Here is a 24,869-nt window from a genome sequence, read left to right on the forward strand (position 1 = left end):
TTCATAACAATTGAAAAGTTATGCCGCTGGCTACGCAGTCAATTGAGGAAACTTGTCCATAAAATCCAGCAAAATTTTTTGGTGAGGAGCGCCTAACGGTCGCACTTGCCCTGCTTTTTCAGAGTAACCCTCGCCACGTTGAATTTCTTCGGGCGTTAATAAATCCATATCCCAACCTTCTCCTAGCACTAGCTGGTTGAGTTCTACTGTTAGCGGTGCGTGAAAAACGTGGCGAAAAACGTAGGTATCCGGATAAGGGTCAAACAATGATGCGACCTCTGGCACATAGCCGATTTCCTCCAGCAGTTCGCGTTTCAGGGCTTCTTCTGGGGTTTCGCCTGGTTCGAGGTGCCCGCCAAAAAATGCCCAGTGTCCGGGGTAGAGAATACCGGGAATGTTGTCGCGTAGCTGGAGGAGAAATTTGCCGTGGCGATAGAGGATGGCGATCGCTACCTCGACCATTGGTTTATTGTTCATAGGTTCCTTCCGGTAGTAAAGGCACTCCCTTCTTCGCTGGCTTTCGGTCTAGCTGTTCCTGCTGCTGAAGAAAAACTTCTCCTAAATCTTTCCCCGCTAAGGGAATACTTTGATACTGTACTTTCCCCTTAATTAAAACTTCATCTCCTCGATCGGGGAGATTTTGGCTGGTGAAAACCCATATTTTTCCCGTCGCATCTCGCAACTCATAAGCGCCGCTACCCACAAAAGGCGCTGGAGATGCGACCTTGCCTTGCAGGTAAACCGTCGGGTTGCCCTCATAACTCTGTTGAAGATCGCTAATACTGGTGATCGGGACATTGCGGTTGTTAAACAGACCCAATCCAGACTGAGCCACATGACCGCAGCCGAACAACCCACCCAGGAGTAGTGTGGCGGTGCTGAATTGCAATACCCGGATTTTGACTAACCTCATATCTTGCATTGGGCAAATCTCAAGTTTCTCACTGTTTGAGTATGAATACTCTTCCCAATCCAGATGGCTCTGACTGGTACAAATAATATAGTTAATCTTCCAGATATTTACAGTCAGACAGGACTGCCGCAAATCAGATTAAACGTACAGAAGGTAAAGGAAATCGCCCCGCGATGCAGATGTAAGGCAAAAGGAAAAATGCGATCGCCTTACCTTTTCTCTCTGATACCTTGGCAGTAAAGGCGGGAAATCTGCGAAACTATCCTATGATAGATGCGATCTGTTTTATCCCTGGATAATGCATTCCTGACCACATTCCTGACACCACAATGGACGAATCAATCGCCCAACTGTTAGACGGTAAAGCGCTAGCTGAACGAATTTACGGACAGCTACAAGAGCAAATTCAGCAAATACAAGCCACTGCGGGACGCCCTCCGGGACTAGCCGTGCTGATGGTTGGCGATAATCCAGCCAGCGCTGCTTACGTGCGGAATAAAGAACGCGCCTGTGCCAAAGTCGGGATTGCCTCCTATGGGAAGCATTTCCCCACGGAAACGACCGCTTCAGAACTAGAGCAAGTCATTGAAACCCTGAATCAAGATGAGCGGGTTGATGGAATTCTCGTTCAGCTGCCCCTACCCAACCACCTAGACGCTGTTTCCCTGCTGCATCAAATCGATCCAGATAAAGACGCTGATGGACTGCATCCCCTGAACTTGGGGCGGCTGGTGCGCTCTGAAGCTGGTTTACGCAGCTGCACGCCAGCCGGAGTCATGCGCCTGTTGCAGGAATACCAGATTGATGTGAAGGGGAAACAGGCAGTGGTGGTAGGGCGCAGTATCCTAGTGGGCAAGCCGTTGGCTTTGATGCTCTTAGACGCAGACGCCACCGTTACCATCGCCCATTCGCGATCGCACGATCTCCCAACCATTACCCGCAACGCTGATATTCTGCTGGCAGCCGTGGGGCGTCCAGCGCTGATTACCGCCGAGATGGTCAAACCTGGTGCTGTCGTCATCGATGTCGGCATTAATCGCGTCACCGACGACGCGGGTAAATCCCGATTGGTGGGAGATGTCCACTTTGATTCCGTCCAAAAGGTCGCGAAGTTTATCACCCCAGTTCCCGGCGGGGTTGGCGCGATGACCGTTGCGATGCTGCTGCAAAATACAGTTTGGAGCTACAGCCAGCGCTATCTCTAGTTTTGAGTTTTGAATGAAGACGGTTTGAGGCGCGAGGACTCTGGACGAATTCCATCACTCAACACCGATCGCTCACAATTCGTAACTTTTTGTGACCCAAAGCCCCGTAAAATTGTTACGGAAACGACTGTGCTACAAGGAATCACGGGATGTTAGCGACAGATGACCTTCATGCTCCCAAAGGTGAATCAGCCACCTTTGACCTTTCAACCTACCTGACTCAACAACAGGCTCTGGTAGAAGCAGCTCTGGATAGTTCCCTCCCAGTCACCTATCCAGAAAAGATTTATGAGGCGATGCGCTACTCGCTTTTAGCTGGAGGCAAGCGCCTGCGTCCCATTCTTTGCCTTGCCAGCTGCGAACTGGCTGGAGGCACCGTAGAAATGGCGATGCCAACTGCTTGCGCCCTGGAGATGGTTCATACCATGTCCTTGATTCACGATGACTTACCGGCGATGGATAACGACGACTACCGGCGGGGCAAATTGACCAACCATAAGGTTTATGGTGAAGATATTGCCATTCTGGCGGGGGATGGTCTATTGACATACGCCTTTGAGTTCATTGCCTCAAATACCCAGAATGTATCAGCAGCAAGAGTATTGCAGGTGATTGCTCAGTTAGCCAAAGCAGTTGGTGCTGCGGGATTAGTGGGCGGTCAAGTCGTTGACTTGGAATCTGAAGGAAAGCCGGATATTCAGGAAGAAACGCTCAATTTCATTCATACCCACAAAACAGGTGCGCTCTTAGAAGCTTGTGTAGTCTGCGGCGCGATTTTAGCGGGAGCTGAATCGGAAACCTTGCAACGGATGTCTCGCTATGCCCAAAATATTGGCTTGGCGTTTCAGATTGTGGATGACATTTTGGATATCACGGCGACTCAGGAGGAGTTGGGGAAAACTGCTGGGAAAGACATCCAAGCCCAAAAGGCAACTTACCCGCGACTTTGGGGACTTGAGGAATCAAAAGTTAAGGCTCAGCAACTGATTGACGCTGCCAAAGGAGAATTGGCAACCTTTGGAGAAAAAGCTAATCCTCTGATTGCGATCGCAGATTTCATTACTACTCGCACTCACTAGAAAATAAGCCCCTCACTCCTAAACGCTCCTACTTGCAATGCTGCTCGCTTTTACCCAACGCAAAACAAAATGCAGGAATTTGCCCACATCCTAGAAAACCATGTGCTACTGGTTGCGACCGTAGCTTGTTTAATCGCTCAAGCATCCAAGCTGATCATCGATTTAGCCCAACATGGGAAGGTGAATGTGCGCGTCTTAGTCACCACTGGCGGGATGCCAAGCGCTCATTCAGCATTGGTAACAGCGCTGGCAACTGGCATTGGACAAACGGTGGGATGGGACAGCATTGAATTTGCACTCGCCACCATTTTTGCCGTTATCGTCATGTACGATGCTGCTGGCGTCCGTCAAGCTGCGGGTAAGCAAGCTCGCATCCTGAACCAAATCATCGATGAGCTATTTCAAGAACATCACAACTTTAACGAAGACCGTCTCAAGGAGTTACTGGGACATACGCCGTTTCAGGTGATTGTCGGTTCAGCACTCGGCATCGCTGTCTCCTGTTTAGCAGGGCCAGCGTATTAGTCGATTAGTCATTAGTGATTAGCAAGCGATCGGGGACGAACGACGAATCGCTACGATTGGCTATTTACGCACCACTGATGACCTGAGCAGTGTCACTCGGCGGCTATCGACTAGCATTGCCAAAAAACCGCGATCGCTCAATCTTCTTAAAGCCGAATTTGCCTCATTTGAATTGGTTGTGTAAACCGCCAGTAAATAAGGACGTTGGACATAGGAAACCAAGCCAACATCGCGACCCAACATCTGCCGTATTTGAGCCGCTACTTCCGGTTTGTTCCCGTAATCCACCAACACCGCATAACCAGCTCCGAGTGCCTGCGGTTTATAGGTGGGTGCATTTGGGTTTGCCGGTGCCTCTGGGGGTCGCAGAACGAAAGCCGATAGCCCAACAATCTCTTTCAAATAACGTGCCCAGCCGTTGGCATCTTCCACGCTCCTGAAGCCACCAATCCGCGTCATCGTATCCTCAAGATATTTACAAGTTGACGTATTTATGTTGTTGGGCAACGTCCGTTTAATTTGCTCTTGACTCTCCCTCGTTTGGCTTCCCACCAATACCAAATACTCGCCTTGGGGAGGCGGCTGGCAAGTAGGCGGCGGCGATTGAGCAGAGGCAACTGCACCCGGCAAAAGAAAAAAGGCAAAAGGCAAAAGAAAGATTTTTTTCATGTTTCCAGTTTTTACTTTTTGCTTTTTTTCTTAATTTTTAACTTTTCCCTTCTCAGGAAACAGATGTGAGGGAAGCAAGTGGATTCGGGATACTTTGGGAAGGTGCCTGGAATTCCCCGCTCAGCACAAACTCTAACCGCAGCTTTAACCAGGTAATAAATTGGGAATTCGTAGAAATGACTGCCACCGCAGGTTGAGGGCACTGAGCCTTAATTGCTGCCATTTCCGGTGCCTCTAAAAATGCCGGTTGCTTGACTAGCCAAAAATCAATTTCTTTTTCTTGTTCGTGGTAGTTGCGGGTGCGCTCTTTGAGGACTTCATCAAAGGGTTCTTCTTCGAGTAAAAAGCGTTGGCTAGCTAGAACGTAGTAGTAATTTTGCATCTTAATAGGTTGTTAATGGGTAATAGGTTGTTAGCAATCGGTGATGAGTCATTAGCGAGTGACCGAGGACTCATCACTCATGACACTTCAGTTGTTACTAATGACCGAACATTGCTTGTTTCATCTCTCGAACGGCTCGTTCTATTCCGACAAGAGCTGCCCGACTAATAATGGTATGACCAATATTGAGTTCTTCCATCCCTTCAAGGCAAGCAACAGGGTAAACGTTCCAGTAGGTAAGACCGTGACCGGCGTTGATCCGGATGCCAGCAGCACGCGCTTGTTCGCATCCTTTGGCTAACACGGCTAATTCCTTCTCTCGACTGGCTTCATCTGCTGCTTCGGCATAGCAACCCGTGTGCAGTTCAATGAACTTCGCCTTAATAATCGCAGCTGCCATAATCTGACCGGGATCGGCGTCGATGAACAAGCTGACGGGGATTCCGGCGTCTTGCAACTTTGTTACCATTTCCCCGATTCGGTCGATTTGACTGGAAACATCCAATCCGCCTTCTGTCGTCACTTCTTCGCGTTTTTCGGGCACGAGAGTGACGTAATCGGGTTTGATGTCGAGAGCGATCGCTACCATTTCTTCAGTGGGTGCCATCTCCAAATTTAAATGAGTCCGCACCGTTTGCCGCAGTAATCGCACATCTCGGTCTTGAATATGCCGCCGGTCTTCCCGCAGATGCACCGTGATCCCATCAGCACCGGCAAGTTCTGCCAGCACCGCTGCTGCCACCGGATCTGGCTCTACTGTCCGTCGTGCCTGCCGAATGGTGGCAATGTGATCGATATTGACGCCAAGTGTAGGCAACGGAACCTCTCCTCATGTTTCCGAGTCTTCCGCAATTGATTTTAACCTGAAACGCTGGAAGCCTATCTTTAAAAAGGACTGAGGATTTAGGACGGAGGGCTGAAGACTAAGGAGTGAGTCGTGTAGGGGCGGGGTTTCTCTACTCGCGTTGAGTGCTGAGTGAAAAGAGAAATGCTCCACTGCCCCTGTGCAAGTTATCAGCCGATTAGCTCAAAGAAAGCATCATCCAGCTCATAGCCCAGCATCTTAGCCATTGACTTCACACGAGAGGTGCTGGGGATTCTCATCTGCCTCATCCATTGTGTCAAGACAAAGATTTTTTGCATCACAAAAATCTCTAGGGCTTCGGGATTATACTCAATCCCTTCTGTACGATTGAACTGGTGTGGCACGAGCATAGCAGTATAGCGGGCGAGTTCACCGGCTTTCCAATCCAGCAGAAAAGGAATCCAGGGATATTGGGCATCTAAGCGAATAAACCATAGACGGACTTCTGGGATTTCTGAGAGTTCTCGTGGATCTTCCGGTTCGCGGGGATAGTCAATCTCAAAACGCAGTTGCTGTTCCGCGGATGCGATCGCTCCCTCTTGGAGCAACTTTTCGATCGCCGACTGCACCGGCGATAGATCCAAAGTTTGAATCAAGTCAGAATTGAGCGCGATTGTTGTCGTCATTGAACCATTCTTAAGGTGACACACTTTGAATGCCGACAATAGCGCTGGCTAGCGCTGGCTTCTCTCTACATTGTTGCAGCCTTGTTCCGATCTCACGTCAGTTCCGGCTCTAAATTAGTCGTCCCACGCTTTTTATCGGGCTAGCGGCAATTCTCCTGATATCTATCCCTTCATAGCCTTTTCACCGTCATCTCCTTTTTTGACCAAGGTAGAAAGGATCTTTAGATTAAGATGTCGTTAGCTTTTTGCTATCGCCGCTGTTATAACTGCGTTAACAGACATTTTGTTTGGCGACATCCAAATCAGCGCGATCGCACTTAATCTGGCTTAATTATTTCAACAACTGTACGGCGTACAGGCGTGCAATCTTTACAATACCGGCGACTTGATGTCTTTGCTTCCAAGTTTTCCAGCATAGAGCGGATACGCTGCATCCAGCAAAAACTCTGAGGGATTAATCCATCTCCGAAATCCATCTCAATTTTCCTGTAGCAACACTATGTCAGGAAGTAAGTATTTTCCACATGGCTTTGTGAAGATTTGATAAATATCCGGCATCTACTCCTGATACTTTGCGTGAAATTACGAGTTCTGATCGTTAAATGAAAACCAAAGAACAAGGAGAGGCAATGATCCCCCAAGAAATGCTCAAGCACCTTGTAGAACAAGTTGATTCTGTTGGCTCATCCAAAGGCCTTCAAAAATCTGAGCAGACAGTGGATGAAGTAATCTTTGAATCTGATGTTGACGGAACGCACTATTATCTGGTGCGTTGTCGCCCCAAGTCAGAACACGGGATTAGCCTCAGCCCCCAAGAACAGCGGATTGCCCGATTGGTCGCACAGGGTCTTCCCAACAAGTGCATTGGAAATCAGCTGGGCATTACCCATTGGACAGTTGCTACCTATTTACGCCGGATTTTTAGCAAGTTAGGTGTCACTTCTAGAACCGCCATGATCGCCCGCCTTCTAGAAGAAAATTTACTGAAACAATAGAATTAATTAACCGGCTGTAATCGATAGAGCTGTCCTAGAATCTTGGGACAAGTGGACATTCCGAGAATAGCTAGGTTAAAGTGGAAATGAGTTTGGATTAGCAGACAAGCGTGTAAAAGTCTAAGTATGCAAAAAGAAGCGGCAGCGGTCAAGCCTATTCGCTCGTTAGAGGATGCCTTAAATCGGTGTCAAGCGCTGGGTATGCGCGTGAGCCGTCAACGCCGCTTCATTCTGGAATTGCTGTGGCAAGCGAAAGAACACCTGTCGGCGCGCGAAATTTATGACCGCTTGAATCATCAAGGCAAGGATATCGGTCATACATCGGTATATCAAAATTTAGAAGCGCTATCGGTTCAAGGCATTATTGAGTGTATTGAGCGTGCGGATGGTCGTTTGTATGGCAATATCAGCGATGCTCACAGTCACGTTAACTGCCTAGATACTAATCAAATTTTAGATGTTTATGTGGAACTGCCTGAAACCCTGCTCAAAGAAATTGAACAACAAACAGGGGTTCGGATTAGTGAATATTGCATTAACTTCTACGGGTACAAATTACCAGAATCTGACTCTCAAACAGACAACGGGTAATCAGTAGGGGGATAAATCCACTGTTTAACACCAATTGCGGTTGTATCAATAAGCTTTTAAACTGTCTGAAGGGGCGGAAAGTCTTGCGTAACTACAGGTTGATTAAAGTTTAGTGAAGAATGCTTGTAAGCAGACTGTTTAGTTTTATTGAGTGGGTTGAGCGAGAACTAGAAAACTGGAGATTCAATCGCTTCGCCAGATTTTGTTTACCTAATATTTTCAACTAGACGTACTAGCGCTAGCGGGTTGATTGAGCGTTAGCGAAACCCCTCTTATTTGAGTGCAATAGATACACTCGGAACCTCACCCCCAACCCCTCTCCGTCCACGGAGAGGGGGGAATATTAAACTCGTCCCCGTGAACGGGGAGGGGCAAGCGTGGGGTAAAACCCTCTGGGTTTACTAGGAGGGGCAGGGGCGGCGTTAAACTGTACTGCATCCAATAGAGAATTGCTATATACGGTTTTAGAGTTTTTAACACCCCTAACAGCTAGTTGCTTAGTTGAGGGTTTTCTACTACTGCCGTCTCATCATCGTATCGGTAATCTACCTTAGGAGCTTCTTGGAATGCCAATGGTTCTCCTGGGGTAGAAGAAGTTTCTGCAATCACTGTTTCATCGTCTCCGTCCTCCGTAAGTGCTTCCGGCAACATCGGTTCTCCTTCGGCACTTTCTATCAGAAATACTGTAGATTCTGAATCTGCATTACCTTTTTCCTGAGAGCTTCCAGTTTGTTTGAGACGGGGCAAACTTTGAATGTATGCCTGAAACTCTTCCAAGGAAAATAGGGCACCATTTTTCCTTGCGAAGTAGTGGTTTTGGTCATCCAACTGGGCTTGAAACAGACAAGCATGAGTGATGTTCGCTAAGGTAAGATTGGTTCTTTGCAGGTTAGCGCCTGTCAAGTTTGCCCCTTCAAACCTCGCTCCAGCAAGATTGGCTCCTGATAAGTCAGCACCGGAGAGATTCGCCCAAGATAAATTGGCTTGTTGGAGGTTGGCACCTGCTAAATTTGCTCCTGCTAACTCAGCCGCTAACAGATTAGTTTGCCAGAGGTTAGCCTCTGCTAACAGGGCATGATTTAAACAGGCAGAGCGTAGCTGTAATTGACTGAGACTGTGCCGCGCCCTCTGCCAAAAGGCGGTGGGAGAGAGGACAACGGTGCGACCGATTAAAGTCAGCAGTGCTTCGGCGTCAAATTCAGATGGCAGGTCGGGGTTGCCGCAAGGCCAGAAAGAAAGCTGCGTTGCCCGATGACCGAGATGGGCTTCGCGCATCTGCTTAGCGATCGCACTGAGCAACAAGAAGACATTTAGCCCAACGGCGGCATCGATTTGCAAGATTTTTAGCGGGTTGTGCAACGCCTGCAACTGACCGTGACATTGGTGGGCGATTCCTTCATCTAGCCAGCGACCGCGACAGTAGGTGCGATAAAACCGATAGAGGCGTTCAAACAAAACATTGAAGCTAAACTGGGCGGGGTTGCGCTCAAAAATCCGCCGCAGTCGCTCAATCACCATGTCTTCGATTTCAACTGACAACACGCCATAACCCAGTAATTGATAAAGATGCTGGGCGACATTGACCGGCGAGTGGATCGCAAAGGTGAATTCACCGTAGGTATCTTGGACTGGCTGAGTGAGGGCTTGCAGCTGAGTGGCAATTTCTTCCGCGCAGAGATATTCTCCCAGGTTGCGGTGGGAAAACCCGATCGCTGAGTGGCGAGTGTGGAAGAAAAAGGCTGGCAGGGTGTCATCTGACGGCTGTAAACGGGGGTTTATCGGTTTCGGTGCCTGCGTTGCCATTCTGGTAAAGGTCGCCTCTACAGCGGATTGGGGGGCTTGATGACGACCCGTTTGCAGAATGGTTAGTGCCGCCACTTGCATCTGGTGGCGCAGGTCTTGGGGGCGTCGGTTTTGCAGGAGATGAGCGATCGCATCATTGCTGCGGTAAGCATGACCCAGACCTTCCCGAATCACAAAAGGCATAGAACCACTGCCAGCATCGGGGTATGCCAAGAGCCAGCGGCAAATCCGGTCGTAAATTTCAAACTTCGCTTGGGGTAAGGTCAGGTGAAAAATCGTGTCGTTGAGCAGTCCATCTCGATGCAAGATGCCTAGTAGATAGAGCATCAGAGGCTTGCGGACGAGGGCAGCGAGTACGTTAGCCGCGCCTGGGGTGCCGACGGGACGAGTCGAAAAGCCGCCTCTTTCTTTGACAAAGGCAAAATACCCTTGGGCGATCGCTTTCGATTGCAGTTTCGACCACTGCTTGAACCACTCCCGGAACTCCTCATGTTCCATTGGCTGAATCGCAATCCGCCGCCGCAGATCGTGGGGCAAAGGGATCAGCGTCGAGGCAAGATCGAAATATTCTCCTTCGCGCCCAGTTGTCCGGCTAGTCAGAATAATCTTGTGCCGAGGCGTGCCCTCAAAAGACGCCATTGCTTCCGCCTGAAACTGCATCAGCTGGTTCAGGAAGGCATGGTAATGACGCCCTGCCTGACTTGAGCGGGGCAATTCATCCAAGCCATCTAGAATCAACAAGCAAGGAGGATGCATCGATGAAAGCCAACCATCTGCATCGGTAAATCTGCCCCAAGGGAAAGCAGAGTCCAACGTTTGCTCCAAAGTTTGCCCCAAGGTAGCGTCCTTGAGTCGGATGAACACCGGCATCCAGATAGGGTAAAGCTCTTCGGCAACGGTTGATGCGAGTATCTGGCAAAAACTGGTCTTGCCCGTGCCCGGAAGACTCTCGATAGCCGCAATGCTTGTCGTATCATTCAGTTGAGTCGAGATCCACTCCATTAAATCCACGGGTTTCGCCGGCAGGGAGTTAGGGGCAAGCGGTGTTGTAGTCGGATCTGACTTGGGATTTTTCGTCTCTAACTGGCTGGAGCTTTCTTCGAGCAGCACCCCCTTCAAGGGAACGTATAAATCCTTCAGCGCAAAAGGTTCTGCCAGCAACGGTTCGCTCAAAGATTGTAAAAGGGTGGCTCGATAGCGTTCTCGTTCGAGGTTAAGCGGAAATTGTAGCGTGTTCGGGTCTGAGTTTTGATTTGCCTCAAAATTCAAAGTGGTTGAGAACCCAGCCCGCTTGCGATCCGGGTTTCCCGCCCCTGGAGTATCCTGCCAAGTTGATAAAGTCCCTAGCTGGACAAATTTCTGTAGTTGTGCGAGCGGCAGGGCATTTTCAGCGATCGCGGCAAGTAGATATCCTGGGAGTCCATGAACCAGGCGTTGGGCGATTAGCTTAGCTTCTGTTTCCTCGGCACCATTGGCGATCAACCAGGCAATGCCGGTACTGTTCATCTGCTGCACGAGAAAAGAGCCGCCCACGATACTCAGTGCTTGTTCTGCCTGACTATCGGTGAGACGTCCGGGACGCAAAGTTTTCAGTAAAGCTTGCAACTGGGGATCGACAAGGGGTGCATCCCACACCTGCCCATACAAGTCTTCTGACTCGCCTGGGACGCCCGCACGGGATAGCCACGGTCTTCTCAGTTGAGATTCTTGTTCTAAAATTCCTTGTAAGGCGTTCAGGTAAGCAACTTGGAAAACTAGCCAGGTTCCTTCATTGCGCTTGAGGGGCTTTTTTTGACTCAGGATACGCAGCAACCCGACGCAAAGTTGGGTTGCTACACCTGCCACTTCCCAAGATGCTCTCAAAGGCAGTTCTAAGACTTCCGCTAAAACACTAATATCAAAAGGTGTCAGGCTCTTGAGTTCCATATCCCGGACAATGCGAAAGGCAATACCGGCAATCTGAGTGCTTGGGTGCCTCAAGGTCGCCAGATCAATGTTGCGCTCCGCCAGCCAATGCCGAATGCTAAGGCTCATCCCACCTCAATTTCAGGAAATAACTCAATATGCCACTTATTAGTCATGTTATCGGGAGTGTAGGCGGCTGGTGTGCCGACGCATCGTGATGAATTGGGTAGAAGCTGTTGTTCATCATCCCTAGTTAAGTTGAATTTCAGGATAACTTATGTAAGAGCGAAGCACGGGTAGAAAAAATCAGCTCAATCTCTAAATTCACTTTTCAAAGCTTTACCCCTACAAACTTAAAGCTTTTATCATCAGTTTTAGACCCTTTACGCTGAGGGCGATTCGGCTCCGGATCGAGGTCATCAAGCAGGAGCAGCAAAACGAGGAGATAAGGGTAGTGGTAGTGAGATGGTAGTGAAAAGACAATTACATGAATTTCAAGTACGCACGGCAAACCGATTGCGCCAACGGCACGGGCGCAAACTGGTCATTAGAGTCGTCTCGAATGCCAGCGCAGCTGCCACCAAGCTCCGAGAAGAGGATGCAGAGCAAACTGAAGCTGCTACCTCCGAGATGCAGCCGCCTCTGAAACCGCTGAGACGGCGAAATAAGATTTGGCAGTGGTGGCTGTTGTGGCTGAGTATCATCTTCGGGTTGGGCGGGACGGCACTCGCGGCTTTCTTCTTGCTAGCAACGATTCCTCCCCAGGTTAACTGCAAAAATATCTCGCCGTTGGCTCCGGAAATGGATCGGTTAGTTTGCGCTCAAGAGGCGGCCCAGTCGGGCAAATTAGACCAGCTGGTGGAGGCAATGAAGTTTGTGAAGAGTTTGTCTCCGGATAACCCGGTGTATCCAGAAGCGACTCGGATGATGGAGGACTGGTCGCGATCGCTCTTGGCGATCGCCCGTCAGAAAATTGACCAAGGAGATTTAAAGGGAGCGATCGCCATTGCCCGCCAAATTCCCTCCTCTAGCCCCCTGTATCCAGAGGTGCAAGCGGCGATGAAACAATGGCAAGGGGATTGGCAGCAGGGTCAGGAGATTACCAAAAAATTCTTAGCAACTTTAAAAGAACAAAAGTGGTTTGAAGCTTCTTTACAAATACAAGCGTTGTCTCGTCTTGATAGCCGCTACTGGGATCAAAAACAACTGGATAAACTGATCGATCGGATGAGTCAGGAAAAAAAAGCTTGGCAACAGCTAGAAGAGGCGCAGAAGTTTGCCGAAGCGAAGACACCTGAGGGATACGCACCAGCGATCGCCTTGGCAGGAAAGGTGAACGCCAACACCTATGCCAAACCGAAGGCAAAAGCCGAAATCAATCGCTGGAGCCAGGAATTGCTAAAAATGACTGCCCAGCATTTAGAGCAGGAAGAGTTCGATCGTGCCATTACTGCTGCCCAGCTGATTCCTAACGAGGCTTCAGTCTATCAGGAAGCTCAAGACTGGATTCAATTGAGTCGTTCTTATGCGGTGGCTCAGGAAAATAAAATCCTCAGCTTCCTAGAGGCGCAAGCGGCGGTGCGTCAGATTTCTCCAAAAAGTCCCCTTCGTCAGCAAGCACGAGTGACTGAGGCACTTTGGCAATCGAATTTACAAGATCGGCTGCAAATGCAATTTGCCGAAACAATTGCCAGCTTCGATCAACCGTTGACATTCCAACTGGCAATTAGCCAAGCTCAAGCGATCGCCCCCGAACGACCCGGACGCATCGAAGCTCAAACTCAAATTGCCCACTGGCGGAAGCAAATTCAACAAATTCAAGACCGAATTGCCCTTTCCAGAGCCAAACAGCTAGCAACACCAGGAACTTTGGAGAGTTTGCGGGCTGCGGTTGCGGAGGGAAGCCAGATAAAGCTGGGTCAGCCTTTGCGGATAGAGGCACAAACCTATATCGCCCAATGGACGAAAGCAATCCAGACGATGGAAGATCGACCAATCCTAGATTTAGCGAAGGGTTTGGCTCAGCAGGGAAATCTCCAGGCGGCAGTTGCAGCTGCCTCCAAAATCGCGCCTGGACGTGCTTTGTACTCTGAGGCACAGGCAGCACTAAGCGATTGGGTGGCTCAAATTCAAATCGCTGAAGATACGCCGATTCTTAACGAGGCGACCGCTTTAGCGGCTGATGGGCGGCTGACGGCGGCGATCAATAAGGCGTCTGGGATTCGCTACGGTCGGGCACTTTATCGAGAAGCGCAAGGAGCGATCGCTCGTTGGGCATCTGAACGGGAAGCTATCTTAGCTGAGAGACGAAAGGCAGCTGAACTTCAGCAGTCTGTCGAAGAAAATTCTTCTGAATCTCAATCTGAATTTCAAACGAATCGTCAGCCGGAGCAAAGTAATCGTCAGTCGGAGGGGAATGATTGACGTAATCTATCCCCTGACTGGGGATGGACAACAAAACATCCCAAAGGGTGCAAATATTCTCACAGGCTCTCATTCTGGGGCTACACAAACCGGGCTGCCTAAGCAGCCCGGTTTGTGTAGCTGCTAGTGTTAACTCCTAGTGTCAACTCTTTGAGCCTTTTTTCGTTCGGAACGCTCCTACTGGAGACTGTCCATCATTCTCAGTCGGCTTTAAGCGGCGATCATCGCTTCCCAAGTCCGAGGGCCAACAACCCCATCCGGGCTTAAGTTTCTCGACTGCTGGAAGGCGATGACGGCTGAGCGCGTTTGCGCCCCATACACGCCATCTAGTCCGCCTTTATAGAGTCCTTGTTCTTTTAATACTGTCTGAACTTCTGCTACCACTACCCCTTGACTACCATTTTTGAGCATGGGAGCAGGTGAGGGAGAATAGCGGGCAAGGGGATTAAATTTTGCAGGCGCTGTGTTTTCGAGCGGCGCTGTATTTTCGAGCGGTGCTGTGTTTTCGATCGGCACAGTTGGCCCTTCATTACGCCCAGTCGGATCGTGAATCAGCTGCGCTTGTTTTTGCTGAATTTGACTTGGCTGCTCATATTCGGCGTGCATATCAATTGGCATCTCACTCATCTCAGGGACGATCTGAGGAGCGCTAATCCCGGCAGCGTTTGCACTCATCCCGTTTAAGAGTAGCGGGATCGAGGCGATCGCAGAAAGAATGCTCAGGGATTTGATATTTGAGTTCAAAAATTTTGCTGTCATCAGCGTCAGTTCCTCTTTCAAAAACACAAGATGCTATAAATGCACCGTTTGTGGCTTAGAAAGCCTCCTACTTGTTTTGCATTCAAATTAGAAAATTTGAATGATTTCCAGCTTTTGTATGTCTTCGTCAGCTTATAGGAGATGCTAAATCTGAGCATAGTTCTATAGTTAGAGCTTCTAATTGCAAAATATCTGACTAGAGAAATAGCTACCCGATTTTTAATCTAAGAACTAGATGATGATGTTTTTGTAGTAGAAGGAGGAGCAATGCCCGCCCTAATCGCATTTTGTAAGCATTGTCTGCTCCAAAACCCAAAACTTTTTCTTTAGCTTGAACGAGACTGATAGGAAGATTAAAGAGGATGATTTAGGAGAAAATTTTCTAAGAAAATCAAAAAAAAATAGTTAGCTGGGAGCGATCGCGAACCGTGGAAAATACAAGGGAAAGTCCAAGCGTGGCGAACTGACAGGTTAGCGCTAGGCTAACGCCTCGCCTCGCTGTTTTCATGCCCAAAGGGCTGTATGCGATCGCGCTCTGTTCGCATCGCCCCTGGAATGAGTAATCTGTTATAGCAGGGAGAATGCGGTGTGAAGCAGGAGGTTGTTGATGAGCGATCGCGTAGCGGATTCCCTAGGGACTTCTCGCCCCTTCAAGTTGATGCTAATCGATGATGACCCGATTTTTCGGTTGGGTCTTAGCACTGCATTGGCGTCGTTTCCGGAGCTGCAAGTCATTTCCCAGGCGGATAGCGCGGCTACTGCTTTGGAGATTTTGGCAGCCGGGGTGGGGACAGACAACGCTCCAAACCTGGTGATATTAGAACTAAACTTAGGTCGCTCTAACTCGTCTTTGGGGGGATCGATCGGGTTGCAACTGTGCCAGGAAATCAAGACGCAATTCCCTAAATTACCGATATTCCTTCTCAGCCAACGACTCACGCCACCGGAACTGACAGCAGCAAGGACGCTGGGTGTCGAGGGTTATTGCCCCAAAGGCACCGACCTCTCAGTTCTGGTTCCAGCGCTTCGTCAGGTCGCCTCTGGGGAAGTTTATTGGTCAGAACTCGTACAGACACAAAATTACGCGCCTGTAGAAGCCTCAGATGTCATAGAGCAAAGTCGTTCATCCTTGCTCTTGCAAATGCGTCAATCTGGACTGCGGCAAATTGATACCGCGATCGCCCAGGTGACAAACCAAGTCCAAAACCCCAATCTTTCGACACTAGACTGGTTCATCCTAACGGGACGGCAACGAGAATTGCGGACAGCCCGGTGGCTGGTGAATCAGCTGTTACCCGTGGCGGTGACAGGGACAGATTTTACCCAAAACTTTGGGGAAAACCCCAACGACTTCCTCAACGCACCCGTATCAGGAAGTCGCGATCGCCGCAGGGGTGCCCCTCTCCCCACTCCGGAGCCGAGGCGCAGGAATAATCCCTCTTTAGACTCAGCACTCACTACTCAGTCCTCAGCGCTTTCTGAATCCTCGCTCCTCAGCCCCCTGCTTGACGCTACTTTAAATAAACTCCAATTCGGACTCAAGAATCTGACAGGCTCTCCGTTGGAAATTGATATTCTGCTGGAGGACAAGAAACGGGAATTGCTTTATCTGATTTTGCGTAAATTCGAGGAAGTCTTGGAGGAATTGCGGCTTTCCCAACTACAGCCGGAAGCGATCGCTCTGAAGCACTCAATGATTCTGCGGGATTTGTGGCAAGCATCTACTACTGATTTTTTTGGCAAATATTACACGATTCAAGTCGGCAACCTTGAAGTAGATATTGTCAATACCCTGTTACAGGATGAAACAATTATTCAACAATCTTTTCTAGATAAAATTCCTCTCGTTGCCGACATCATTAACTATCTGCTTTTTCAAACTCCTCTGATAATTGACAATGTTTCCTACTCTTTTGGGACACCGGAAGCACGGGTTCGAGCAGAAGCGATCTTGGAGAATTTATTAATTCAAATTGCCAATAGTGTTGTGCAACCCCTGCTGAACTACTTTGCAGATGTGGAAGTCATTAAACAGATTTTTTACGATAGACGTTTGATGTCATCGCGGGAAATTGCCCGATTTCGGAACAATCTATCGTGGAAATATCGTTTAGAAAGATATGTGGGTGAACCAACCGCAATTTTTGAAAGCCGATATCTTCTGCTGGCGCTGGGTGGCATCGGAATCAAAAAAATCTCTATCTATGCCCCCCGCACTCATGAATTACAACAACTGAGGGGTGCCCAACTCGCTTGTACCCTAGCCTTAGAAACCAGGGATGCGATCGCGCCGCGTCTGCGCTCAACCGTTGCCTTCCTGGGTGGCGGTGTTGTTTACGTCCTCACTCAAGTGATTGGGAGAGGCATTGGTTTAATTGGACGCGGGATTATTCAAGGCATTGGCACGACGTTGCAAGAAACTCGGTTTGGCAAAAATAGCGAACGCCAGAAATGAAAAAGGGCAGGTAAAAAAAGCCGGTAACAACGAGCCGGTGAAATTCTACCAATTCGCCCTTTGCCCCTTCTCATAAGTTTAACTGATAAGAAAATATACTCAGGCTATTCCTGAAGGTTAAATAGAATTCAAGCACTGCTCCGATAAAATTTAAACACTTGATAAGACTTACGCGCGTCAACACGCTGTAAAGGCATGGCATTGCCATGCCTTTACGACAGAATCAGGCATACACTAATTAATTGCGTAAGCCTTGACTTGAATCAGCCGATCCGATTGTCAGAAAATGCGATCGCCACCACAATCTCAGCGTTCAGTATGGAGATAAAGGGAATTGATGATGCAGCCAAGATGATAGCAACCTACGATTTACGCCTGGTTGTTCTTTCGATGGCGATCGCGATCGCGGCTTCTTACACAGCGCTGGATTTAGCGGGACGAGTCACGGCGGCTCAAGGACGTGCCCGGAAGCTGTGGCTAGCGGGAGGCGCGATCGCAATGGGAAGTGGCATTTGGTCGATGCATTTTATCGGAATGCTCGCCTATTGCCTACCAATCTCAATGGCTTACGATTTCCCCACTGTCTTGGTTTCGATGGGAGTCGCAGCGATCGCTTCCGCCGCAGCTTTGCATATCGTTAGCCGCGAACAAATGGGTCGGCGAAGATTACTCGCGGGTGGCATTTTCATGGGCTGTGGCATTGCCGCGATGCACTATACGGGCATGGCGGGGACGCGGTTAGAAGCGACCGTTACTTATGACTTGAGGCTGGTGGCAGTTTCGATGGCGATCGCGATTAGTGCTTCCTGGATCGCTTTGTGCTTAGCCTTCCATCTGCGGACAGCGGCAACATTAACCGGGAACTTGCGAAAGATCGGCAGCGCGATTGTGATGGGATGCGCGATCGCAGGGATGCACTATACCGGGATGGCAGCGGTAAGCTATCAATCAACCAATCCATCCGGGGTGGAGTTGTCCCTGATGATGGACAATTCTTGGCTGGCAGTTGAGATTGGAATTGCCACGACGATCGTGCTGGCGCTAGCGCTGTTGGGTTCTGTCGTCGATCGACGCCTGAAAATCGGGATGGCGAGAGCAGAGGCACTGCGGGAAAGCGAAGAGCGGTTCCGGGCTTTAGTGCAGAATGCCTCTGATATTCTGGTGATTGTTGCAGCTGATGGCACGATTCGCTATACCAGTGCCTCCATTGAATCGATTTTGGGCTACGAACCGGAAATTTGGCTCTCGAAACCAGCGATTGAAATCGTTCATCCGAGCGATCGCTCTCAGGCAGAGAAACTATTAGCAGCTGCACTGAATTCTCCAACTAGCAAATCTCCAACTAGCAAAGTTACCGCACAGTTTCGCATCCAGAAAGCCGATGGTTCTTGGCGAGATTTTGAAGCGATCGCCAATAATTTACTAGATGTGAAGAGTGTAGCGGGTATCGCAATCGCTTACCGCGACATTACCGAGCGTCAGCGATCGCAGGAGTCGCTGCGGGAAAGCGAACAACGATTTCGTTTGATGGCAGATATGGCTCCCGTAATGTTGTGGATGTGCGATTGCGACAAAAGTTGTCATTATTTTAATAAAGGCTGGCTCGACTTTACTGGCAGGACTTTAGAAGAATCGATGGACATGGGTTGGACGCAAAGCCTCCATCCTGACGATCTTCAGCAGTGTGTAGAAACATATCGCACTGCCTTTGATGCCCGCGAAAGTTTTGAAGTGGAATACCGCCTGAGGCGTTTTGATGGTGAGTATCGCTGGGTTTTTGATCAAGGCGTTCCCCGGCTGACTCCAGGCGGAAACTTTGTCGGTTATATCGGCTCTTGTATAGACATTAGCGATCGCAAGCAAGCCGAACAAGAGCGCGAAAAACTGCTCGTTTACGAACAACAGGCGAGAATGGTGGCTGAAGAAACCAACCGCATGAAGGATGAGTTCTTAGCAACCCTCTCCCACGAGCTTCGCACCCCCCTCAACTCAATGCTGGGATGGACTCAGTTGCTTCGGACTCGGAAGCTGGACGAAGCGATTATTGCGCGGGCAATGGAGACGATTGAGCGGAATGCCCGGTCGCAAACACAGCTAATTGAGGATCTTCTGGATGTGTCACGAATTATTCAGGGGAAATTTTGCCTGTATGTCCGTCCGCTAGAGCTATCCTCCGTCATTGAAGCTGCGATCGCGACCATCCAACCGGCTGCGGGTGCCAAGTCTATTCGATTGGAGTCTTTCCTCGATCCCTCGGCAGGGCTAATCTGCGGCGATCCAGACCGCTTACAGCAGGTTGTCTGGAATTTACTATCGAATGCAGTGAAGTTTACACCCCAGCGGGGGCGAGTCGAGGTGCGGCTAGAGCGGAATAACTCTTGGGTTCAGATTCAAGTCAGCGACACCGGAAGGGGGATCACTGCCGATTTTCTCCCCTATGTGTTCGATCGGTTTCGGCAAGCCGATAGCTCCATCACCCGGTCATACGGCGGACTGGGATTGGGGCTAGCCCTCGCCCGCCACTTGGTAGAACTGCACGGAGGTACGGTTTTTGCCGAAAGTCCGGGAGAAGGAAAAGGCGCAACCTTTACAGTGAAGCTGCCGATCCTAGCTGTCCTCGTCGAGCCAAAGGATATAGAGCAGGGATTCTGGACAAGGGACAACGAAGGACTCTCAGAGTGTCCTCCAGGACTCAACGGATTGCGAGTGCTGATAGTCGATGATGAAGCCGATGCCCGTGAGTTGCTGACGGTTATCTTGCAACACTACGGAGGCGAAGTGATGGCAGTTGCATCCGCAAAAGAGGCAATGACAGTTTTAACTGACGATGCTTCAGATTGGCGTCCGGATGTCCTAGTGAGCGACATCGATATGCCGAAAGAGGACGGCTATACTTTCATCCGCAAAGTTAGGGCGCTGGATGCACAACAAAAAGGAATTCCAGCTTTGGCTCTGACAGCGTATGCCAGAGAAGAAGATCGTTCGCGGGCTGTCAAAGCTGGCTTTCAGACACACGTCGCGAAGCCCGTGAAACCATTAGCGTTGGTGGCAGCGATCGCCCATTTATCTGGACGATGCGGATGAATCGGAGAATCGTCTCCAGACGCAATCAATCTCGTCTGGGACGGGGAGTTTAACCCCACCCCTGCCCGTCCCCGCTTTTCTGAGAGATGGGTTTAATATTCGCCCCTCTCCGTCAACGGAGAAGGGTTGGGGGTGAGGTTCCGAGTTCAAGTCAGAACTGCCCTAATTTCTCGATCCCCGCTGTGCAGAAGCCGCTGGCACCTTGACGCCCAACTTTTTAAACATCGCTTCTCGCCCCTGCATAGCCAAGACATCATCCAGGGGTTTTAAAGAAATTGGCGTTTGATATTTTTCTGCAAGTGCAGTTTGAATCAGCCAGTCAGCAATTGCGGGATTTTTGGGTAAAAGCGGGCCATGAGAGTAGGTTGCGATCGCATTCCGATAAAATGCTCCTTCCATCCCATCTTCCCCATTATTCCCATAACCGCTAATCACACGTCCCAAGGGTTCCACCTCACCTAAATAAGTGCGTCCGCCGTGATTTTCAAAGCCAATGACCAGAGGTGCATCCTCCGACATCTTTCGCAAATCCTCCGCCAATCGCGACGCCGTTATCTCAAACACGACATTACCGATACAGCGACGGGCATCTGGCCCCGGATGCTTACTAACAAAATCCAATAAACCCAATCCTTCAATCCGTTGCCCTAGTGCGGGTTCGTAATAGTGTCCCAGCAGTTGGGGCGATCCGCAAGTAAATACCCCAGGCGTTCCTGCTTCAATTTTCTGGGCGATCGCTTCTGCTTTGCCTTGGCGCAAATCGCGCATGACGATTTCCTGCTGTCGGTCTTGTGCGCCGCCACCCACGATTACATCGACTTGGCGAAATTGCTCTGCGGGGGCGTCCCGATCTAAGGGCATGATGTTGACTTTGATCCCCCGCCATTGGGCGCGTTGCTGTAAACAGATGACATTCCCGCGATCGCCGTAGGTACTCATCAGCGTCGGATAAAGCCAGCCAATTGTGAGTTCAAGTTGTTCGGGATTCATGGTGACAGTCAAATTTTTGGATTTTTAACGCAAAGTAGCGCCAAGGAAATCGCAGAGGTACGCAAAGGAAGGCGATTCTTTGCGTACCGAGGTCTTTCTTTCTACAGAATTTTTCGTCCGGTCAAAATACCACGGACTTCTAGCATCGCTGAGTAAGTCGGTAGAATGTGCAGCGTTTCGCCGGTGGCGGTGTGTTCTAAAGCAGTGGCGATCGCTTCTTGCAAATCTTCTTTCACGATCAGTTTGCAGCCATGTTCCTCGTCTGCTTGGCTGTATTGCAGGCGCAACGCCATATCGTAAACGCGATCGCCGCTGACTACCACCGTTCCTCCCTGTTCCACCAATTTCTCGGTGTCTACATCCCAAATCCAAGAGACATCGGTACCGTCTGGGGTGCGATCGTTTAGTACCATCAGCGTTGTGGAGGAACCACCGTGGCTTCTTTGCTGATTTACAGCGCGGATGGTTTCATTCAGCGCCACGGGATTTTTTGATAGCAAAATCCGCACCTTTTTCCCGGCGACTTCTAATTCCTCCGCCCGTCCAAAAGCTGCATGGAAGTTTTTAATCGTGTCCAGGATATTTGCGGTATCAACGCCAATTTCTTGCGCCGCTAAAATAGCCGCCAGCGTGTTGTATTTGTTGTAAATCCCTATCAAAATCTGAGGCCATTGGCGACTATCGATTGCCAGGGGGCTTTTTTCAAAGCCACAGCTAGGACATCGATAATCGCCCTGATGAGATAAGTAGACGCCCTGATAATCGAGAGAATGTCCGCACCTGGGACAATATATAGAATCTACTGCATGAGGAATTTCGTCAAGATAAGCGTCGGGTTCGCTTAAACCGAAGAATAAAACTCGTTGCGATAACTGTTGACCCAGATGAGACAAGGTGGGGTCGTCGCCGTTTAAGATTACCACCGTATCTTTGGATTGGGCGATCGCTTTCTGCCAACGCTGGCTAATCATATCCACTTCACCGTACCGATCCAGCTGATCCCGAAATAAATTCAAACACAGAATCAATTTTGGCTGAACCGGCGGCAAAACCTTTGGCAGAATATTTTCATCTACCTCTAAAATTGCATAGTCAGCGTTGAGCTGTCCGATTAAATTAGTGTTGGTTAGCAGTGCCGTGATTAATCCATTCACCAGATTGGCACCCGCTGCATTGTGAACAACGCGCCATCCCTGACGTTCCAGCATTGTCCGCAACAGCAGCGATGTCGTTGTCTTTCCATTCGTCCCCGCAATGAAAATCACGCCGTGCTTTACCTGACTAGACAGCAGCGACAACAGCTGCGGCTGAATGCGTCCGGCAATTTCTCCCGGTAAAACGCTAGCAGCCCCCAAACGCAGCAGGCGCACCAGCCGCGTCACTGTCTTTGCTGTCCCGACTGCTACGCCCAGCCGTAACCTATCTAAAAGCGATATTCTCACCACCACACTCCTGCCCCGGCTACACAAGCCGCACGCTTTCGTCGCGGCTTTACTGCTACTTACTTACTGAGCGCTGCTTTGCTCGTCAGCATTCTACCGTACTTGGCTGTAAATCCCCTGTCAATGATGAGTAAAAGTACCCAATAGCTCAGAGAAACAGATTTCTTGTCCCTACCGGCTACACAAACTCGCAGTAGATTTATTAGCCTCCAATTTCCTGCTTAGGAGCATGACTATAGGGGCGTGTTTGTACCATACGCCTACAAAACGTGAATGATTACCCGTTATTTAGTCCGCATTCCTAATTAGATGCCTTCCAGCCGTCCAAAAGATTTGGTCGTTCTACAGACGCGGGGAAGAGTTCTTTGAAAGCAGCCTGTCTAAGGTCTGGCTTTTCTGGGGTCATATTCCACAAGCTTTCGTAGAAGAAGAAGGACATCCCGGCAAATCCGCGCTGACGAACTGCTGCAACTTGCTCCTGAATTTGTGCAGCCTTAACTGGGTGAGGTTTCACGCCGCTGAGAATGCCGATGGCGACGGGGATATGACGCTGCGCTGCTTTGACTTCTGGTCGCTCTAATTCCCCAATAAAGCGGCTCAGGTCATCCCGATAGATTTGGACGATCAGTTCCTCAATCAGCCCCTGCTGTTCCCACTTCTGCCAGTCGGCTAGAAAGGAGTTGTAAGAGAATTCTTGGGGATTGGGAGAAAGGGCAAAAATAACGTTGGGTTTGCGGTCTTTGACCGCTTTGAACAACTGTTTCAGATAGGCAGTAATTTTGTCAGCTCGCCAGCGTATCCATTGAGGATCTTGGGCGTTGGCGGGAGGAGATTTCCCACCGTTTTCTTTCTTGTACAGTTCGACGGTGAAGGCGTCGTAGCCAAAATCGGCGGGAAAGCCGAAGTGGTCATCAAATTGAATCCCGTCAATATCGTATTTGCTAACAATTTCGACGACTAAATCTTGGATGAAATTTTGCACTTCGGGACGCATCGGATTCAGCCAAACTCGATTATGCGTTCCTTCTTTCCAAGTTTGGGAACCGTCGCGCTTTTTGAGTAGCCATTCGGGGTGGCGTTTGGCGAGATCAGAATCAGCGGGTGCCATGAAGCCGAATTCAAACCAGGGGATGACTGCCATGCCTTTTTGGTGTCCCTGGTCTACAATTTCTTTGAGGATGTCTCGTCCTTGTAAGCCTGGGGCGGGATCGAGCGATCGCCCAGTGACTTTTTGGGCTACAGCACTGGGATATAAGGTATAACCCCAGTTCCAAACGGTAGGATAAACGGTATTGAAATTTAGCTCATCGAGGCGTTGCAGGGCTTTGCTCAGGCGCTCGCGCTCAAACAACACGTCACTATCGATATTCGTCAGCCATACCCCCCGAATCTCTCTTGATGCGCTTGGCGGAGTCCCAACGCTAGCGATGTATTGGGAAGGCACTAATCCACCTGTTCCGGTAGCTTGACACAAGAAAGCCGCAACCTCGGCACGACTTGCCAACTGATTTGGATTGAGTGTCTTGACGTTGGGGTAATTGACTACGATTTGTTTTTCGGTTGCAGCAGCGATCGCATTCCGCGCATAGGCGGGAATTGCCCTTGCATCGGTAAATGCCCCAGTCAAGGTGCTACTCACCGCCTGAGTGGGGGAATACTTCAAACCACTCGCCAAAGATACCAACGCTTGCGATCGCGGGATTTTTTCGTTCGGCTTGAACACCCCGCCCGGATAACCCGACATAAATCCCTTTTTATAGGCTTTCCGAATTGCATCTACCGCCCAGTAATTTGCTGGGATATCCGCAAATTGACCGCCGCTACGAACTTCCGCTGCATTGGGGAAAGCTTTGCCAACCATCGCAGCAAACTCACCTCTGGTTACGGGTGCCCTCGGTCGAAAACTCCCATCCGGGTAGCCACTAATAATCTGCTTCTGTGCCAACTGTTCTATACAGGGTTGCGCCCAAAGTCCTTGCACATCCACAAATTTTGTCTGAGCAAATGCAGCGGGGTTTACCAGCGTCATGCAGAAGCTAAAAGCGACCAGGAAGACAAACCAGGCCTGACGTCCAAAGGTGCGGCTAAACCAAACTAGCCCGTCTGCGAGGCTCGTAAAAAGTCGTTTGACAGAGTATTTCAATATCTACCTCAATA

Annotated in this window: 19 protein-coding genes; 8 read left to right on the top strand and 11 right to left on the bottom strand. The window is 49.7% G+C overall.

The window, feature by feature from the left end:
- Nucleotides 1-30: 30 nt before the first annotated feature.
- Both H6H02_RS21670 and H6H02_RS21675 read right to left on the bottom strand, forming a co-directional pair.
- A complete protein-coding gene (locus tag H6H02_RS21670; RefSeq protein WP_190821635.1) occupies nt 31-477 on the bottom strand; it encodes an NUDIX hydrolase in 447 nt (148 codons plus the stop codon).
- Nucleotides 467-922 carry a hypothetical protein gene (locus H6H02_RS21675; protein ID WP_242040815.1) on the bottom strand — a complete coding sequence of 152 codons (456 nt, stop codon included), beginning with the start codon at nt 920-922 and terminating at the stop codon, nt 467-469. The genes H6H02_RS21670 and H6H02_RS21675 overlap by 11 nt, the downstream gene beginning before the upstream one ends.
- 320 nt (nt 923-1,242) lie before the next feature.
- Here H6H02_RS21675 and folD point away from each other — a divergent pair, with 320 nt between their 5' ends.
- From folD to H6H02_RS21690, 3 genes are all read left to right on the top strand, one after another.
- A complete protein-coding gene (folD, locus tag H6H02_RS21680) occupies nt 1,243-2,118 on the top strand; it encodes a bifunctional methylenetetrahydrofolate dehydrogenase/methenyltetrahydrofolate cyclohydrolase FolD (RefSeq protein ID WP_190821637.1) in 876 nt (291 codons plus the stop codon).
- A 149-nt stretch (nt 2,119-2,267) separates the two neighbouring features.
- Nucleotides 2,268-3,197, top strand: coding sequence for a geranylgeranyl diphosphate synthase CrtE (gene crtE / locus H6H02_RS21685; RefSeq protein WP_190821639.1), 930 nt, complete (start codon nt 2,268-2,270; stop codon nt 3,195-3,197).
- A gap of 69 nt (nt 3,198-3,266) precedes the next feature.
- The gene (locus H6H02_RS21690; protein ID WP_190821641.1) at nt 3,267-3,722 is read left to right on the top strand and encodes a divergent PAP2 family protein; all 456 of its coding nucleotides are present in this window, start codon (nt 3,267-3,269) and stop codon (nt 3,720-3,722) included.
- 60 nt (nt 3,723-3,782) lie between these two features.
- On the opposite strand, the gene H6H02_RS21695 is transcribed toward H6H02_RS21690, so the two are convergent.
- The 4 genes from H6H02_RS21695 to H6H02_RS21710 form a co-directional block, all read right to left on the bottom strand.
- A complete protein-coding gene (locus H6H02_RS21695; RefSeq protein WP_190821643.1) occupies nt 3,783-4,391 on the bottom strand; it encodes a hypothetical protein in 609 nt (202 codons plus the stop codon).
- 52 nt (nt 4,392-4,443) lie between these two features.
- Nucleotides 4,444-4,773, bottom strand: a complete 330-nt coding sequence (locus tag H6H02_RS21700; RefSeq protein WP_190821649.1) for an MgPME-cyclase complex family protein — start codon at nt 4,771-4,773, stop codon at nt 4,444-4,446.
- Between the two features lie 97 nt (nt 4,774-4,870).
- Nucleotides 4,871-5,590, bottom strand: coding sequence for a pyridoxine 5'-phosphate synthase (locus tag H6H02_RS21705; RefSeq protein WP_190821651.1), 720 nt, complete (start codon nt 5,588-5,590; stop codon nt 4,871-4,873).
- Nucleotides 5,591-5,787: 197 nt separating this feature from the next.
- Nucleotides 5,788-6,264: a CRR6 family NdhI maturation factor gene (locus tag H6H02_RS21710; protein WP_190821653.1), complete on the bottom strand. Its 477-nt coding sequence runs from the start codon at nt 6,262-6,264 to the stop codon at nt 5,788-5,790.
- A 602-nt stretch (nt 6,265-6,866) separates the two neighbouring features.
- Here H6H02_RS21710 and H6H02_RS21715 point away from each other — a divergent pair.
- The gene (locus tag H6H02_RS21715; RefSeq protein WP_242040816.1) at nt 6,867-7,259 is read left to right on the top strand and encodes a LuxR C-terminal-related transcriptional regulator; all 393 of its coding nucleotides are present in this window, start codon (nt 6,867-6,869) and stop codon (nt 7,257-7,259) included.
- A gap of 126 nt (nt 7,260-7,385) precedes the next feature.
- Nucleotides 7,386-7,850 (top strand): Fur family transcriptional regulator, encoded by a 465-nt coding sequence (locus H6H02_RS21720; RefSeq protein ID WP_190821656.1) that lies wholly within the window; start codon nt 7,386-7,388, stop codon nt 7,848-7,850.
- A 489-nt stretch (nt 7,851-8,339) separates the two neighbouring features.
- Here the strand turns inward: H6H02_RS21720 and H6H02_RS21725 are convergent, their stop codons facing one another.
- Nucleotides 8,340-11,687, bottom strand: coding sequence for a pentapeptide repeat-containing protein (locus H6H02_RS21725; protein WP_190821658.1), 3,348 nt, complete (start codon nt 11,685-11,687; stop codon nt 8,340-8,342).
- 342 nt (nt 11,688-12,029) lie between these two features.
- Here H6H02_RS21725 and H6H02_RS21730 point away from each other — a divergent pair, with 342 nt between their 5' ends.
- Entirely contained in the window at nt 12,030-13,982 is a 1,953-nt protein-coding gene (locus H6H02_RS21730) for a hypothetical protein (RefSeq protein ID WP_190821660.1), read from the top strand.
- Nucleotides 13,983-14,192: 210 nt separating this feature from the next.
- On the opposite strand, the gene H6H02_RS21735 is transcribed toward H6H02_RS21730, so the two are convergent.
- On the bottom strand, nt 14,193-14,741 hold the full coding sequence (locus H6H02_RS21735; protein WP_190821662.1) for a peptidoglycan-binding protein: 549 nt from the start codon (nt 14,739-14,741) through the stop codon (nt 14,193-14,195).
- Between the two features lie 607 nt (nt 14,742-15,348).
- On the opposite strand from H6H02_RS21735, the gene H6H02_RS21740 reads away from it, so the two are divergent.
- Entirely contained in the window at nt 15,349-17,196 is a 1,848-nt protein-coding gene (locus tag H6H02_RS21740) for a DUF3685 domain-containing protein (RefSeq protein WP_190821665.1), read from the top strand.
- Between the two features lie 258 nt (nt 17,197-17,454).
- Nucleotides 17,455-20,280 carry an MHYT domain-containing protein gene (locus tag H6H02_RS21745; protein ID WP_190821667.1) on the top strand — a complete coding sequence of 942 codons (2,826 nt, stop codon included), beginning with the start codon at nt 17,455-17,457 and terminating at the stop codon, nt 20,278-20,280.
- Nucleotides 20,281-20,442: 162 nt separating this feature from the next.
- Here the strand turns inward: H6H02_RS21745 and H6H02_RS21750 are convergent, their stop codons facing one another.
- The 3 genes from H6H02_RS21750 to H6H02_RS21760 form a co-directional block, all read right to left on the bottom strand.
- Nucleotides 20,443-21,270: a type 1 glutamine amidotransferase gene (locus H6H02_RS21750; RefSeq protein WP_190821669.1), complete on the bottom strand. Its 828-nt coding sequence runs from the start codon at nt 21,268-21,270 to the stop codon at nt 20,443-20,445.
- 101 nt (nt 21,271-21,371) lie between these two features.
- Entirely contained in the window at nt 21,372-22,712 is a 1,341-nt protein-coding gene (locus H6H02_RS21755; RefSeq protein ID WP_347342635.1) for a Mur ligase family protein, read from the bottom strand.
- A gap of 301 nt (nt 22,713-23,013) precedes the next feature.
- Nucleotides 23,014-24,855: a family 10 glycosylhydrolase gene (locus H6H02_RS21760; protein WP_190821671.1), complete on the bottom strand. Its 1,842-nt coding sequence runs from the start codon at nt 24,853-24,855 to the stop codon at nt 23,014-23,016.
- Nucleotides 24,856-24,869: the final 14 nt, after the last annotated feature.

Source organism: Coleofasciculus sp. FACHB-1120 (genome assembly GCF_014698845.1).
Taxonomy (GTDB): domain Bacteria; phylum Cyanobacteriota; class Cyanobacteriia; order Cyanobacteriales; family FACHB-T130; genus FACHB-T130.

Excerpts from the sequence above, each read along its gene's own strand:
- H6H02_RS21670 (WP_190821635.1), bottom strand. The coding sequence starts at position 477 with ATGAACAATAAACCAATGGTCGAGGTAGCGATCGCCATCCTCTATCGC.
- H6H02_RS21675 (WP_242040815.1), bottom strand. The coding sequence starts at position 922 with ATGCAAGATATGAGGTTAGTCAAAATCCGGGTATTGCAATTCAGCACC.
- folD (WP_190821637.1), top strand. The coding sequence starts at position 1,243 with ATGGACGAATCAATCGCCCAACTGTTAGACGGTAAAGCGCTAGCTGAA.
- crtE (WP_190821639.1), top strand. The coding sequence starts at position 2,268 with ATGTTAGCGACAGATGACCTTCATGCTCCCAAAGGTGAATCAGCCACC.
- H6H02_RS21690 (WP_190821641.1), top strand. The coding sequence starts at position 3,267 with ATGCAGGAATTTGCCCACATCCTAGAAAACCATGTGCTACTGGTTGCG.
- H6H02_RS21695 (WP_190821643.1), bottom strand. The coding sequence starts at position 4,391 with ATGAAAAAAATCTTTCTTTTGCCTTTTGCCTTTTTTCTTTTGCCGGGT.
- H6H02_RS21700 (WP_190821649.1), bottom strand. The coding sequence starts at position 4,773 with ATGCAAAATTACTACTACGTTCTAGCTAGCCAACGCTTTTTACTCGAA.
- H6H02_RS21710 (WP_190821653.1), bottom strand. The coding sequence starts at position 6,264 with ATGACGACAACAATCGCGCTCAATTCTGACTTGATTCAAACTTTGGAT.
- H6H02_RS21715 (WP_242040816.1), top strand. The coding sequence starts at position 6,867 with ATGAAAACCAAAGAACAAGGAGAGGCAATGATCCCCCAAGAAATGCTC.
- H6H02_RS21720 (WP_190821656.1), top strand. The coding sequence starts at position 7,386 with ATGCAAAAAGAAGCGGCAGCGGTCAAGCCTATTCGCTCGTTAGAGGAT.
- H6H02_RS21725 (WP_190821658.1), bottom strand. The coding sequence starts at position 11,687 with ATGAGCCTTAGCATTCGGCATTGGCTGGCGGAGCGCAACATTGATCTG.
- H6H02_RS21735 (WP_190821662.1), bottom strand. The coding sequence starts at position 14,741 with ATGACAGCAAAATTTTTGAACTCAAATATCAAATCCCTGAGCATTCTT.
- H6H02_RS21740 (WP_190821665.1), top strand. The coding sequence starts at position 15,349 with ATGAGCGATCGCGTAGCGGATTCCCTAGGGACTTCTCGCCCCTTCAAG.
- H6H02_RS21750 (WP_190821669.1), bottom strand. The coding sequence starts at position 21,270 with ATGAATCCCGAACAACTTGAACTCACAATTGGCTGGCTTTATCCGACG.